Origin of the sequence: Acinetobacter calcoaceticus DSM 30006 = CIP 81.8, assembly GCF_000368965.1 — a bacterium.
Lineage (GTDB): Bacteria > Pseudomonadota > Gammaproteobacteria > Pseudomonadales > Moraxellaceae > Acinetobacter > Acinetobacter calcoaceticus.
In genome coordinates this window covers 1,705,706-1,718,642 of record NZ_KB849780.1, presented here as the reverse complement: position 1 = coordinate 1,718,642, position 12,937 = coordinate 1,705,706, and the positions used below count along the sequence as shown (strand labels likewise).

Here is a 12,937-nt window from a genome sequence, read left to right as displayed (position 1 = left end):
CATGACAGATTTAGACTTATCTCGCGCCCGAATTGCCGTCATTGGTTCTGGCACCATGGGCATCGGTATTGCCCAGTTAGCCATAGTAAATGGGCACTCGACCATTCTATATGATCTAGATACTCAAAAAGCGCAACAAGCTGTTGAGGGATTGGGGCAGACTTTTAAAAAGCTGGTCGAAAAGAGCAAGCTCACACAACAGCAAGCTGATGAAGCCTTAGCGCGTTTAACTGTGGTGAATCAAGTTGAAGCTTTACGTGATGCTGACTTGGTCATTGAAGCGGTCGTTGAGAAAAAAGAAGTTAAACAATCTTTATTTAAACAACTTGCTGAAATTTGTAGTGCGCAAACCATCTTTGCAAGCAATACATCTTCAATTTCAGTGACCGCAATTTCGGCTGGCATTGCTCACCCTGAGCGAGTGGTGGGTTTACACTTTTTTAACCCTGCGCCAGTGATGAAGTTGGTTGAAATTGTACAAGGCTTAAAAACACCAAACAGCTTATGTTTGGCTTTAAAAAACTTGATGTTGGGCTGGAAAAAAATTCCAGTATTAACCAAGTCGACTCCTGGTTTTATTGTCAACCGAATTGCACGTCCGTTTTATGCAGAAGGCTTTAGAGCGCTGCAAGAACAAGTCACCAGCTCCGACCAGCTAGACTATGCCTTAAAGCAATGTGGCGGTTTTGCAATGGGGCCGTGTGAACTTACAGACCTCATTGGTCAAGATGTTAACTTCTCGGTGACCCAAAGCGTTTATCAAGAGTTTTTTTACGAGCCACGCTACCGTCCAAGCCTAATTCAAAAAGAATTGGTCGATGCAGGAGCTTGGGGCCGTAAGTCAAAACAGGGCTTTTATCGCTATAACGAAAAGAATCAGTATGAGACATTTCAGCCTCAAGCTGTGGTTGCCAAGCCAGTCGATGCACATATTCAGCTAAAAGGTGTCTGGTCTCAGCTACCTGCTTTTTTAACGCGTTTAGGTTTAAAAAGCGGATCTGCAAGTGATGACAATATTCTTCAAATTGATGATATCGATTTACGTTTAAGCCAAGGTGAGTCAGCCAATATTCATTACCTAAGCCGTAAAGTGGTTTTGATGGATTGGCACCATGATTTTGAGCAGGCACAGGCTGTAGTACTCAGCCATAACGAGCTGTGTGAAGCAAGTGATCTGGCAAAAGTTGAAGCTTACTTTGCACAGTTGGGCATGAGCGTGATGTGGATTAAGGACCATCCTGCACTGTTAACCTTACGTACCATCGCTTTACTTATTAATGAAGCATGCGAAGCAAGTTTACATGGTGTTGCGAGTCTGGAAGATATTGATAATGCCATGAAATATGGAGTGAATTATCCTAAGGGTCCTTACCAGTGGTTGACACAAATGGGCGGTGCTTATGTGCTCCAAACCTTAAATAACTTATATGCACTGTATGGAGAGGAAAAATATCGCGCGAGTATCTACCTCAAGCAATATGTAGCGAAAACTCAAAACATTGCTACTCAATATTCACGTGATATGACCGAATTTGCATAATCAGGAGTCAACATGGAAGACGTTTTAATTTGCGATTTTATTCGTACCCCAATTGGACGATATGCAGGTGCTCTAAGTGCTGTACGTGCAGACGATTTAGCTGCATTGCCCATCAAATATTTAAAAGATAAGCACCCGAACTTACCGTGGAATACGGTAGACGAAGTGTTTTTAGGGTGTGCTAACCAAGCAGGTGAAGACAACCGTAACGTTGCACGTATGGCAACACTCTTGGCAGGACTCCCTGACACAGTACCAGCCATGACAGTTAATCGCTTGTGTGCATCGGGCTTAGATGCAGTAGGACTTGCGGCACGCTCAATTAAAGCAGGTGAAGCACAGTTCGTTTTGGCTGGTGGTGTTGAGTCAATGAGCCGTGCACCATTTGTACAAGCTAAACCGACCGAAGCGTTTAGCCGAACTCCTGAAATTTACGACACCACCATTGGCTGGCGCTTTGTAAATAAGCAACTTAAAGCACAATACGGCACCGACAGCATGCCGGAAACAGCCGAAAATGTAGCTGAAAAATATCAGATTAGTCGAGAAGACCAAGATGCGTTTGCATTGCGTAGCCAACAAAAAACGGTCGCTGCCCAACAAAACGGTTTTTTTACTGACGAGATTTTGCCTGTCGAGATTACAGACCGTAAGAAAAATGTGAACGTTGTTAATCGAGATGAACATCCGCGTGAAACAACACTTGAAGCACTCGCGAAGCTAAAAGCACCTTTTAAGAAAGAAGGCGGTTCGGTGACTGCCGGAAATGCCTCTGGTGTAAATGATGGTGCTGCGTGTGTGTTAATTACCAACCGTGAATTTGCAAATACACATGGTTTGAAACCTTTAGCACGTGTGATTGGCATTGCAAGTGCAGGTGTTGAACCCAAATATATGGGTATAGGTCCTGTTCCGGCTGTGCAGAAAATTTTAAAGCAGACAGGTTTAACGCTAGATCAGATGGATGTGATTGAACTGAATGAAGCATTCGCAGCCCAATCTTTGGCTTGTATGCGTGAACTCGGTCTAAAAGATGACGATGAACGCGTTAATCCAAACGGTGGTGCGATTGCGTTAGGACATCCGCTAGGTATGAGTGGTACACGTTTAGTGATTACTGCAACACGTGAGCTAAAAAAACGAGGTGGACGCTATGCACTTTGCACGATGTGTGTGGGTGTTGGACAAGGCGTCGCACTGATTTTGGAAAATTTAAATTAATTCAGACGGTTTTAAAAATTACATAGTGAGGAGATAGGCGATGGACAGCCTTACAACGGATAATGTTGAGCAATTAACACTTGCAGAGCTTAGAGAGCTGCAAACTAAACGGTTAAAACAAACCCTGACTTTTGTATATGAAAATAGTCCGGTCTATAAGAAAAAGTTCGATGAAGCAGGTGTACATCCTGATGACTTCGTCACTTTAGACGATCTGGCGAAGTTTCCATTTACAACCAAACAGGATTTAAGAGACAACTATCCGTTTGGGATGTTTGCCGTACCGCAAGAGCAAATTGTGCGTTTACATGCATCATCAGGTACAACGGGTAAACCGACCGTGGTGGGTTATACTCAAAAAGATATTAACACTTGGTCGGACATTGTTGCGCGTTGCTTACGCATGGCAGGTTTAACTGCTAAAGACATGATTCAGGTTGCTTATGGCTATGGACTATTTACAGGTGGTCTAGGCGCACATTATGGCGCCGAGCGCTTAGGTGCAACCGTGATTCCAATGTCTGGCGGCCAAACTGAAAAGCAAGTTCAGCTTATTCAAGACTTTAAACCTACCGCAATTATGGTTACGCCATCGTATTGCGTCAGTATTATTGAAAAGCTAGAACAGCAATTTGGTACTGCGCGTAATACGTCTTTAAAAGTTGGTATTTTTGGTGCCGAGCCGTGGACCAATGAACTTCGCCGTGAAATTGAAGAACGCCTAAATATTAAAGCACTCGATATTTATGGTTTGTCTGAGGTGATGGGACCGGGTGTTGCGATGCAGTGCTTAAGTGAGGGTGAGGGGCTAACCATTTGGGAAGATCATTTCTACCCAGAAATTATTAACCCTGAAACGGGTGAAGTCTGTAAAGATGGCGAACTTGGCGAGCTAGTCTTTACGACCATTACCAAAGAAGGTTTACCGATTATTCGTTACCGTACCCGTGATTTGACCCGTTTACTAGCGGGAGAAAATCTGGCGATGCGTAAAATGGATAAAATTGTGGGCCGAAGTGACGACATGCTCATTATTCGCGGTGTGAACGTTTTCCCGACTCAAATTGAAGAGCAAATTTTGCAAGTTCCGAATTTAGTTCCAAATTATGAAATTTTGGTGACTAAAAAAGGACATATGGATACTTTGCATATTCGTACAGAGATGTGTCATAACTGTACTATACAGGCCAATCAACTTGCTCAGGAGTTGATGAAACGTATTAAAACCATGATTGGGATTAGCGTTACTGTAGAAGTTGTTACAGAAGCGACCTTACCTCGTTCGGAAGGTAAGGCAAAGCGGGTAATCGATATGCGTCAGATTGCTTAACATCAAGATCATTCAGGGTATAGAATCTATACCCTGAAACTAAACGCCAAGACATGAGTATGAGTGCAAAAATACAGCAAATAATTGATTCTGTTGTAAAGAATGAAACCTTAAGTGGAACTTCGCTTATTTCGACAATTTTTGGAGATTCAGTACTTCATCGGGGTGGAAACATTAGTCTTGCAAGCCTGATTCAGTTATTAGAGCTATTTGGTTTTAATGACCGTGCTGTAAGAACCTCTGTTTTTCGTTTAGTTAAAAATGATTGGTTATGTTCAGACAAAATCGGCAGAACCAGTTTTTATCGAATTACCGATTCAAGCCGTTCGACTTATTTACAAGCCGAGCAACGTATTTATAACGACCAGATGAAAGAGTGGGACCATTATTGGGATCTTATTCTGATGTCTAGCCTCGACACTGAAAATAAAGCGTTGTTAAAGAAAGAACTGGAATGGTTAGGGTTTGCCAATATTTCGACAAACTTAATGGCTTATCCGGGGTGTAACCGTATTGAACTGCAACGGTTGTTGGTTGACTTAAATATGAGTGAGCAAGTGGTGGTGTTTAAAGCCGAAACCTTGCAGCTCTTTAATAATTCGGTCGATACCATTGGCCGTATGCTCAGAACCAACTGGCCAATCGATGAATTACGCCAAAGATATCTACAGTTTCTCGATATTTTTAGAGAAATTGGCGTGTTGTTGATGCAGGAAAACGAACAACTCGAACCTGTTCAGGCTTTTCAAATTCGAACTTTGCTGATTCATTATTATCGACGGATTTTATTGAAAGACCCTGCATTGCCGCTTGAGTTGTTGCCAACTGACTGGCCTGCAATTAGTGCACGAACTTTATCAATGAATATTTATAAAAAAGTATTTGAACCTGCGGATGAATACTTCTTGTCTGTTGCCGCAACAGCAGAAGGGCCTATGCCAAATGCCACAGCACATTATTGGCGCCGTTTCGGAGGTTTGGTTGCGACAAATGAGAGGTTAAATCATGCCTTGTTATAGTATTGACGGTGTTATTCCAGTGGTCAGCCCAGAGGCTTTTGTACACCCAACTGCTGTTTTAATTGGTGATGTGATTATTGAAGCGGGCGTATATGTGGGGCCATTTGCTTCATTGCGTGCCGATTTTGGATGTATTCATATTAAGCAAAATGCCAATATACAAGATAGCTGCACCGTACATGGTTTTCCGCAAAGCGTGACTTTAGTTGAGGAAATGGGCCACATTGGGCATGGGGCAATTTTGCATGGTTGCCGCATTGGAAAAAATGTTTTGGTTGGCATGAACAGCGTAATTTTGGACTATGCCGAAATTGGTGAAAACACCATTATTGGTGCAAATAGTTTGGTCAAAACTAAAGATATTATTCCGGCAAATGTGTTGGCAATGGGTAGTCCTGCCAAGGTTGCACGTGATTTATCAGAACAAGAAAAAAAGTGGAAAATCAGAGGCACGCAAGAGTACATTGAGCTTGCACAGCGATGCTTAAATTCAATGCAAGAAGTTCAGCCTTTAACCTCAGAGTTGGGTGACCGCCTGACTTATAAGGACTTTAGTTCTTCAAACTATCAGATTAAACAAGATAGTGTTTAACGGCTATTCATAAGTCGATTTCAATACACATAGGTTTAACACTTAAGGAATACTCGCACGAGTAGGGAGACGTTTGTGCAAAAAATGGAAACCACTGCGGTTGATCAATTCGCAGAGCTATTAGGTGTTCAAGTGCTGCATCGTAGTTTTGATGAAGCGCGTTGCCAGCTTAATGTGAAAGACGAACACATGAATGCCTTGGGCGGCGTGCATGGTGGTGTCATATTTTCTTTAGCCGATATTGCTTTTGCGATGGCTTGTAATGCAGGGGATGCGCCATATACTGGCCTACAGGCTGATATCCGCTATATGAGCGGTGCTAAAGATAAGGTGTTATTTGCAACGGCAACCAAAGTCGGAAGTAGTAAAAAATTCGCGCATTATGAAGTTGTGATAACAGATGGTTTAAATAATAGAGTCGCTTTATTTACATCTACGTGTTACAGACTTGCACCGTAACAGACGGTTATGTGACTCATTTATCCATTTTTCTAAGCATTTCCAGATTTAAAAGTTTTTTATTTTTTAAATAGATTGTACTTTTTTATCTCATTAAATCAGTTGTCTATAAAACACTCATAAATGAGCCAATTTCATTGATTTATTCGAGATCAAGTTGATTGTCGTCTTTAGTAATTTTAATTTTTAACTTTTTATATTTGCGTTTATTTGGATCAATTGCAGAATTTATGACCTCATCTGAGAAAGAGGCGCATAACATTAATTTTGCGTATGCACGGTAGCCTATTAAAATTCTGCGTAGCGGATAGTCCGTTCTTGCAGAGTAATATTCGATTCGCGAGTTAAGCTCTTGTAGTAGGGTCTGTTCGGCCATTCGAATAATTTTCTGTAAGTGGTTCATTGCAGCATATAGAGATTTATCTAATCAAAGAAGGGTTATTTTCACTAATATGAAATTTGGAAAATTAAACACTAATATTGCATATTAAAATATTCTCGACATACAATTTATTTTTTATTACCTGTAAATTTAAGTAGATACACTAAAACCATAATGCATTGATAAATGGTAGAAAAATTGCGGGTAACAACTCTTTTTAGAGCAACCGATCTATGTGTGTTATAGTCAATTTCGATTAATAATTGGCATTAAAATGGATATCTGTATTGGCGGCATACTTGATGGTCAAAAAAGAAAGAATGATCAAACTCATTTCAAAGTAGACAACCATTATTCTGATCATGGATCTCAATATAATAAAGAGTATTTTCATTTAGATGGGCAACTTCATTCATTTTGGATAAGTGAAGAACTTGACTTCTATGAAGCACAAAAAAGAGTTGAATTAATACTGAATACGAAACTTTTAGTTACCTAAATTAAAATAAATAATTTATTATAAAAGAGGGTGGAATTTTGAAGCTATCCTCTTCATTAAAATAAAATTTAAATATTTTATAGATTTAATTTTTGAAATTTATAAATACATAATTATTCATGAATCTATTCTTTTATCCTGTAATCTAAAGAAAATAATTTAGTTTGGATTATAGGTGTCTATATGGGAGATAAATTGATTGAAAAAGATAAACTTTTAAATTATCTTGCCCAAAAAAATGCAGAGAAAGAAATAGAGTGTGAATGGTTAAGGAATATCATTATTCGGTTAATTGATGAGCTTGAAGATAACCGATTAAAAGCACAGCTAATTCGACAAGTAAATGAAGAACTCATTTTATTAATACAAACACATGTCGATCCAGATTTTAATTCAAAAGATTTAAGTAAATTTAAAAATTAATTGGGTTTTGAGTTTTTAAGGGATCTAGTTGGAGTGTTCTTTATAAAAAATTAATATGAAAGAAGCCCAAAAAATGGACTTCTTTTATATTAATTAAAGTTTTATCTTTTTATTTATTTTTTTCTTTATTATTTTTAATTGGTGAAGAATCTTCTGATTCAGATGGCTGGGCTGGTTTTTCAACTTTATCCTCATTTGGTTTTGGATCGGAGTCATTTTGGTTCTGAGTTGCTTTTTTTGAAAAGTCTTTAAAATCAGACATTTTAAACTTCTTAATAAGAGTAGTGAAGCTTGATAGTATACCTTTCACTGAGTTACATTGCGGTAGTTATGGGAGTGGTATGTAGAGATATGTTCCTTTATATACTTTAATATCGATATAATTTTTTAAAAAATATCTTACATATTGATTTAAATAATAAAATTTAAATTAAGGATGCGAATTAATAGATATTTAAAATCTATTTTATTTATATAGTCTGTAAAAAAAAATATGATATTCGCATCTGTATCAAAAAATATAAAAACTTTATGATATTGTTTTTTGGGGTTAAATTTTTACTTGGGGTGTGAGTGTAAAGTTAATAAGGCTTAAAATAATAAAAATATAGGGGGTTAAAGTATTTATTCTGTGTGGTGATTAAAATATATATATTATTGTGATAATAAACAACAGTATCACATTCAGATACACTTGCGTTGTATCTATATAAAGGTAAAGGGACTATGTTAACTAAGTGCTAGATAATCATCTGCACACCATTAAATAGGAGAGACTCTAATGTCTCAGGACCAAGTTAAAAGCGATCAAGACAAATCAAAAGAGCAACAACAGCAACAACAAGATGGTAAAGAGTTTGAACCTAAAACTCCTGAGCAAAATGACGTAGAAAAAGTCAATCAAAATGATAAAAATGAGAAAAAATCATAATATAGAAATTTATATTTTTTCTTAAAATATTGGTTGGTAGAAAGAATAACTATTCTTTTTGCCAATTTATAAAATTAAGAGGAATATTTTAATATGTATTTTATAATAATACTTTTTATCTTATTTATTTTTGCTTATATTTTATTTAAGGTTTTTTCTACAGTTAATCTAGAACTCCCCGAAAGCACCCTGAAAATAGCTGGAAAAATATTTACAGAGAACAAAAACTTTTTTGAACATGAAATAATAGTAATTTTATACCAAGAAGAATTGATAACTTTAGTCGGCAACCAAAATGGTGGTAGCGTGAAAGTCTTTAAAAATGCTGTAATATGCCTCGAAAAAGAAACAAATAAAATCGCAGTATATATAGATACTTTAAGAGTCGGATATCTTAATAAAATAAACTCCTCTAGTTTTGTTAATTTTTTAAAAATAAAAGGTTTTAGTGAGCGAGATGCTTTTGAAGTTGATGCCGTTATAATGAGTGAAGAATTAAGCCAATGGAGTGTGAAGCTAGACATACCATACGATATGGAAAAGTTTAGGTTTGATAAATATTAAAATCCAATAAATATTTGATTGATATTTTATAAGATATATTTTGGTACATTTTTTTAGTATTGGAAAGAAAAAAAGATCATAATTAATTGTAGTGATAATAAAAAGGAGAAAAGATATGGAACTTAGAGCAGTAAAAATGCATAAAATGTTTAAAGAGTTTCATGATGAAAAGGCGCTTGGCTATATGGGGGAATATGATGAAAAACATGATCTTGTAGCGATATATAATATTTTTAAAGAACAAATGAAGAAAATAGACGGAACCTATCAATGGATTCTACCTTCGTCAGGTGAAGTATTTTTTGTTGAAGAAGATCCACTCTATGTTCGTTAATTAATTTTCCCATCTAAAAAACGATAATTTATAAATCAAAGTCCTCTAATGAGGACTTTTTATATTTCACTCAAGGTATCTTTAACAATTCTAAAAGCAGGTGACATCAATCTACGGCTGGTATAAAACAAATAAAAAGGAGGTGTATATAGATGCCTTTGTGCTTTTTAAGGTCATCTATAGATTGGGGCGTTCCGTATTTTTCTAAATATTCAGGAGAGGCAACCAATCGGAAAGGAATTTCCTTACTAATTGGGACTGCAATTAAATCTTTTTCTACCAAGTTTCCAACACTTCAGCGCAAGAGTTCGCAATGATTAAAGACTGATTTTTAGTGCGATAAGAATAAAGAGGCTTCGGCTTCTTTATTTAGCTTTTATAAGTTTTATCTGGTTCATGTAATCAAATGACTTTGAAACAGAAATTCAATGTCAATACTTGAATAAGCTGTAAAACGTATATTCTTAACTTTATGGAAATATACTGACTTTAAAGGATAATGCTCTTAAACAGCTATCAAAGAAAAATGAATTGAGATAGTCTTAACCCGCTTTTTAATCTTATGACTATGCAATAGTTGGAATAGAGATATTTGAATAATGAAGAATAATTTTATATTTTTTTTGATGTTATTGAATCCATTTTCTGCCACTTCAGCAATGGAAATTCCATTAACATTTGATAAAAGCTTACTCCCTATGTCAAACGTAACTATAAATGGTGTAAGTGGCGAATTTATGATTGATACAGGTTCATTAACTCCTTTTCATTTTTCAAAAGAGTTTATCGCCAAGACTCCTGGAGTTAAAGTGACTGGTGAGAAAGAACGTAGTATGGACCTATCTGGCAGAATATACACGAATGATAAGTTTCTAATCGATAAAGCAATGATAAATGGTATGCCATTTAATTACGTTGAAGGGGTATCTCTTACGCCATGGGGGCTGGTGTTAGAGAATGGAGAAAAACCTGACAGCATGGTGATCGGGTTAAAATTATTTAAGGATAAAGTTATTCTCATTGATTATGAAAAGAAAAAATTATCAGTTGTTGAAAATATAAGTCAATTAAAAACAGATTTAAGTCAATGGATATCATTACCTCTCGTTGTTAACGAAGAAGGTGTAACTATTGAGATAAAAAATGGCAATCAAAAGTACAAGATGAATTTGGATACGGGAGCAACACTATCTTTATTTTGGAAGGAAAGAATAAAAACGGATTACGATGCGATTTCTTGTGAAGAGGTCATGAGTAATCTAGATCAAAATAATTGCAATGCAATGAAAGTGTTAGTCAATGGGGCTGAAAATAAATTAATAATTAATACTATGCTAGTCGATGGTGATTTTAAGCATATGAATGTCGATGGAGTAATCGGTAATAATTTTATTCGGAATCATAAAATTCTAATTGATTTCCCTAATAATAAGTTATTTATTAAACCTTAATTTTCTATTTTTCGACCAAACTAATTCCTGACCTCCGTTGTAAAAATTCGCACATTATGAAGTTGTGATAACAGATGATTTGAATAATCGGATCGCTTTATTTGCATCCGTTAATATTTGAGTTATTGAAAAAAGAGTAGTACAGCATCGGAATATAAGACCAATAAGTAGTCATTAGTGAGGGTGCTTTTCTACAAAAGAATAGAAAAAACAGTAAGCATCACTTACTGAAGTGTAATTTTAATCTGGTTAATATTTATATAAGATAGCTAAAAAATCACAAGGATATCAGCTAATGAAGTTTCTAAAAATTCTAAGTTTTAGTGCTATTTTTACGTTATCCGCACATACTTATGCGACAGTGGGTGGTGGACAAAAAATTGAAGTATTGGGTTATCAGGAAAAAGACAAGAAACTTTATGTATTAAGACATTATGAAGATGGTCGAGGTCGTCTACCACAATTATATTATTATCTGTTAAATAGTAAATCACCCGATAAACTTATTGAAGTTCGATCTCTATATATCAATCCAAAAACCCATAAAATTGATTATGATCAAGATAGTAGTGGATTTAATAAGGCTATAAAAAAAATTAAAAAGAATTTAACCCCTTTGATCGTAAGTAATAGTAAGACTGTAAAAATTCAAAGATTAAAAAGTCATCAGAATCAAATATCAGCTTGGTCTGATCCTTCAGAAAAGATGACACAATATAAAACTGAATATGTTGTAAAATCGCCGTCTTTACAAAGTAAGACCCATATTGCGGTTCATTACACCAAAGCAATAAAAATTTCCCAAAATTATAGAGTGCCTAAACAAAATAAGAGGTTAGTTGTCGTTAAATATCTGGGGGTTCCAGAAGAAACTGGTTATGATGTTGAAGACCCTGTTTTACTACTACCTATGAAAAAATAAATTTAAGAGTAAATTATTTTCTTGGTTCAAATCGGCAATATACATAACATCTGTGTATATTCAGCTCAAGACTTATCTACACTTGGCTGTTTTAGTTTATGCCTGTTTTATAAACCCCAATTTAACAATAACTCACTCATTATTTATCCTTACTTTTTAATGATCTAATTTAAAACAAATGTCATTTTGTGTGCTTGACTGCAAAAGGGTTGGACACTATCCTTTGCGTGCTGGCCTACATTGCCAGTCGGTTTTGACGGACCGCTTCTCAGAGCATTAAAAGAGCTTTCTTTTAGTGTTTAGCCCCTCGTGCCCCCTCTAAGGTGGAACGGGAGGGGGGACACCTTCGGGTGTGCTGGCCTCTGAGACCAGTCCGTCAACCCCTCTTTCGTTCTGCCACCATAATTTTAATGTTTTGGCAGAACTCCCAATAAAAAGGAGTTGGCTTTGCACATCCATTATTTCTTGGCAGCCCTTGCCAAAAGCTATAACGACACAGCTTAAAAAATTAAAGCAGCTTGATCACCCTAAGGTTTTCAGGCTTTAAGTCATTACGGCTCAAAAAAACTTGCATCAACAATAAAACTTGAGATGTGCCACGCACAGTCTTTACGGCTTTGCTATGCCTTTTTTTCTCCCAAAAAAGTATCTCATTTAGAAACAACAAGAATTTTTATAACGGTAAAACTATGCCAAAGTTAGTTCTTCCAACACGTGCCATACAAGTCGTTAATAAGGCGATTGATTTATTTCACCATCGCGGATTTCATGTTGTTGGAATCGACCGAATTGTGAAAGAGTGTGAAATTCCCAAAGCGACTTTTTATAACTACTTTCACTCTAAGGAAAGGTTTGTTGAAATCTGTTTGATTGTGCAAAAAGAACGTTTAAAAGAAAAAGTGGTTTCAATTGCTGAGTATGACTGCAACACTAATGTGGTTGATAAGCTTAAGAAGCTCTATTTCTTACACACCGATTTAGAAGGGCTGTACTATCTATTATTTAAAGCCATTTTTGAAACGAAACTGACCTATCCAAAAGCGTATCAGGTCGCAATTAAATATCGAACATGGCTCACCAATGAAATCTATAGCCAACTTAGAGCACTTAAAACCGATGCTTCCTTTCAAGACGCCAAACTATTTTTATATATGATTGAGGGGGCCATTATTCAGCTTTTAAGTTCGGATCAGGTTGATGAAAGGGAAAGGGTGTTGGATTGTTTTTTGGCGGGGTTGAATAAGTTGTAGGGAATATCGAAGTAATCTTC

Annotated in this window: 16 protein-coding genes; 14 read left to right on the top strand and 2 right to left on the bottom strand. The window is 36.3% G+C overall.

Annotation, left to right across the window (positions count from 1 at the left end):
• The first annotated feature begins 1 nt into the window (after position 1).
• From F936_RS13035 to F936_RS13010, 6 genes are all read left to right on the top strand, one after another.
• On the top strand, positions 2–1,540 hold the full coding sequence (locus tag F936_RS13035) for a 3-hydroxyacyl-CoA dehydrogenase (protein WP_005047938.1): 1,539 nt from the start codon (positions 2–4) through the stop codon (positions 1,538–1,540).
• Positions 1,541–1,552: 12 nt separating this feature from the next.
• A complete protein-coding gene (pcaF, locus tag F936_RS13030) occupies positions 1,553–2,761 on the top strand; it encodes a 3-oxoadipyl-CoA thiolase (RefSeq protein WP_005047936.1) in 1,209 nt (402 codons plus the stop codon).
• 40 nt (positions 2,762–2,801) lie between these two features.
• Positions 2,802–4,091: a phenylacetate--CoA ligase PaaK gene (paaK, locus tag F936_RS13025; protein ID WP_005047935.1), complete on the top strand. Its 1,290-nt coding sequence runs from the start codon at positions 2,802–2,804 to the stop codon at positions 4,089–4,091.
• A 53-nt stretch (positions 4,092–4,144) separates the two neighbouring features.
• Complete coding sequence (gene paaX / locus F936_RS13020; protein WP_000062822.1) at positions 4,145–5,110, top strand: phenylacetic acid degradation operon negative regulatory protein PaaX; 966 nt, start codon at positions 4,145–4,147, stop codon at positions 5,108–5,110.
• The gene (locus F936_RS13015; RefSeq protein WP_005047934.1) at positions 5,097–5,702 is read left to right on the top strand and encodes a DapH/DapD/GlmU-related protein; all 606 of its coding nucleotides are present in this window, start codon (positions 5,097–5,099) and stop codon (positions 5,700–5,702) included. Before paaX ends, F936_RS13015 begins: the two co-directional genes overlap by 14 nt.
• A 75-nt stretch (positions 5,703–5,777) precedes the next feature.
• On the top strand, positions 5,778–6,161 hold the full coding sequence (locus F936_RS13010) for a PaaI family thioesterase (protein WP_004709473.1): 384 nt from the start codon (positions 5,778–5,780) through the stop codon (positions 6,159–6,161).
• Between the two features lie 142 nt (positions 6,162–6,303).
• Here the strand turns inward: F936_RS13010 and F936_RS19430 are convergent, their stop codons facing one another.
• Positions 6,304–6,537, bottom strand: a complete 234-nt coding sequence (locus F936_RS19430; protein WP_016802098.1) for a hypothetical protein — start codon at positions 6,535–6,537, stop codon at positions 6,304–6,306.
• A gap of 280 nt (positions 6,538–6,817) precedes the next feature.
• Between F936_RS19430 and F936_RS13000 the strand changes: the two genes are divergently transcribed.
• Both F936_RS13000 and F936_RS12995 read left to right on the top strand, forming a co-directional pair.
• Positions 6,818–7,042 (top strand): hypothetical protein, encoded by a 225-nt coding sequence (locus F936_RS13000; protein WP_005047932.1) that lies wholly within the window; start codon positions 6,818–6,820, stop codon positions 7,040–7,042.
• A 183-nt stretch (positions 7,043–7,225) separates the two neighbouring features.
• The gene (locus F936_RS12995) at positions 7,226–7,465 is read left to right on the top strand and encodes a hypothetical protein (protein WP_005047931.1); all 240 of its coding nucleotides are present in this window, start codon (positions 7,226–7,228) and stop codon (positions 7,463–7,465) included.
• Between the two features lie 109 nt (positions 7,466–7,574).
• Here the strand turns inward: F936_RS12995 and F936_RS19350 are convergent, their stop codons facing one another.
• The gene (locus F936_RS19350; protein ID WP_005047930.1) at positions 7,575–7,727 is read right to left on the bottom strand and encodes a hypothetical protein; all 153 of its coding nucleotides are present in this window, start codon (positions 7,725–7,727) and stop codon (positions 7,575–7,577) included.
• 519 nt (positions 7,728–8,246) lie between these two features.
• On the opposite strand from F936_RS19350, the gene F936_RS18955 reads away from it, so the two are divergent.
• The 6 genes from F936_RS18955 to F936_RS12970 all read left to right on the top strand — a co-directional run bounded on the left by F936_RS18955 (position 8,247) and on the right by F936_RS12970 (position 12,917).
• Complete coding sequence (locus F936_RS18955; RefSeq protein WP_005041751.1) at positions 8,247–8,396, top strand: hypothetical protein; 150 nt, start codon at positions 8,247–8,249, stop codon at positions 8,394–8,396.
• A gap of 93 nt (positions 8,397–8,489) precedes the next feature.
• Complete coding sequence (locus tag F936_RS12990) at positions 8,490–8,960, top strand: hypothetical protein (RefSeq protein WP_003650913.1); 471 nt, start codon at positions 8,490–8,492, stop codon at positions 8,958–8,960.
• 145 nt (positions 8,961–9,105) lie between these two features.
• On the top strand, positions 9,106–9,294 hold the full coding sequence (locus F936_RS12985) for a hypothetical protein (RefSeq protein ID WP_080595361.1): 189 nt from the start codon (positions 9,106–9,108) through the stop codon (positions 9,292–9,294).
• A gap of 599 nt (positions 9,295–9,893) precedes the next feature.
• Positions 9,894–10,745: a hypothetical protein gene (locus F936_RS12980; protein ID WP_005047928.1), complete on the top strand. Its 852-nt coding sequence runs from the start codon at positions 9,894–9,896 to the stop codon at positions 10,743–10,745.
• A 295-nt stretch (positions 10,746–11,040) separates the two neighbouring features.
• Positions 11,041–11,667, top strand: a complete 627-nt coding sequence (locus F936_RS12975; protein ID WP_005047927.1) for a hypothetical protein — start codon at positions 11,041–11,043, stop codon at positions 11,665–11,667.
• A gap of 689 nt (positions 11,668–12,356) precedes the next feature.
• Entirely contained in the window at positions 12,357–12,917 is a 561-nt protein-coding gene (locus tag F936_RS12970; protein ID WP_005047926.1) for a TetR/AcrR family transcriptional regulator, read from the top strand.
• Positions 12,918–12,937 lie beyond the last annotated feature (20 nt).

Coding starts and splice junctions, on each gene's coding strand:
- F936_RS12980 (WP_005047928.1), top strand. CDS start 9,894: ATGAAGAATAATTTTATATTTTTTTTGATGTTATTGAATCCATTTTCT.
- F936_RS19430 (WP_016802098.1), bottom strand. CDS start 6,537: ATGGCCGAACAGACCCTACTACAAGAGCTTAACTCGCGAATCGAATAT.
- F936_RS19350 (WP_005047930.1), bottom strand. CDS start 7,727: ATGTCTGATTTTAAAGACTTTTCAAAAAAAGCAACTCAGAACCAAAAT.
- F936_RS12975 (WP_005047927.1), top strand. CDS start 11,041: ATGAAGTTTCTAAAAATTCTAAGTTTTAGTGCTATTTTTACGTTATCC.
- F936_RS12970 (WP_005047926.1), top strand. CDS start 12,357: ATGCCAAAGTTAGTTCTTCCAACACGTGCCATACAAGTCGTTAATAAG.
- F936_RS12995 (WP_005047931.1), top strand. CDS start 7,226: ATGGGAGATAAATTGATTGAAAAAGATAAACTTTTAAATTATCTTGCC.
- F936_RS12985 (WP_080595361.1), top strand. CDS start 9,106: ATGTTTAAAGAGTTTCATGATGAAAAGGCGCTTGGCTATATGGGGGAA.
- pcaF (WP_005047936.1), top strand. CDS start 1,553: ATGGAAGACGTTTTAATTTGCGATTTTATTCGTACCCCAATTGGACGA.
- paaX (WP_000062822.1), top strand. CDS start 4,145: ATGAGTATGAGTGCAAAAATACAGCAAATAATTGATTCTGTTGTAAAG.
- F936_RS13000 (WP_005047932.1), top strand. CDS start 6,818: ATGGATATCTGTATTGGCGGCATACTTGATGGTCAAAAAAGAAAGAAT.
- F936_RS13035 (WP_005047938.1), top strand. CDS start 2: ATGACAGATTTAGACTTATCTCGCGCCCGAATTGCCGTCATTGGTTCT.
- paaK (WP_005047935.1), top strand. CDS start 2,802: ATGGACAGCCTTACAACGGATAATGTTGAGCAATTAACACTTGCAGAG.
- F936_RS12990 (WP_003650913.1), top strand. CDS start 8,490: ATGTATTTTATAATAATACTTTTTATCTTATTTATTTTTGCTTATATT.
- F936_RS18955 (WP_005041751.1), top strand. CDS start 8,247: ATGTCTCAGGACCAAGTTAAAAGCGATCAAGACAAATCAAAAGAGCAA.
- F936_RS13015 (WP_005047934.1), top strand. CDS start 5,097: ATGCCTTGTTATAGTATTGACGGTGTTATTCCAGTGGTCAGCCCAGAG.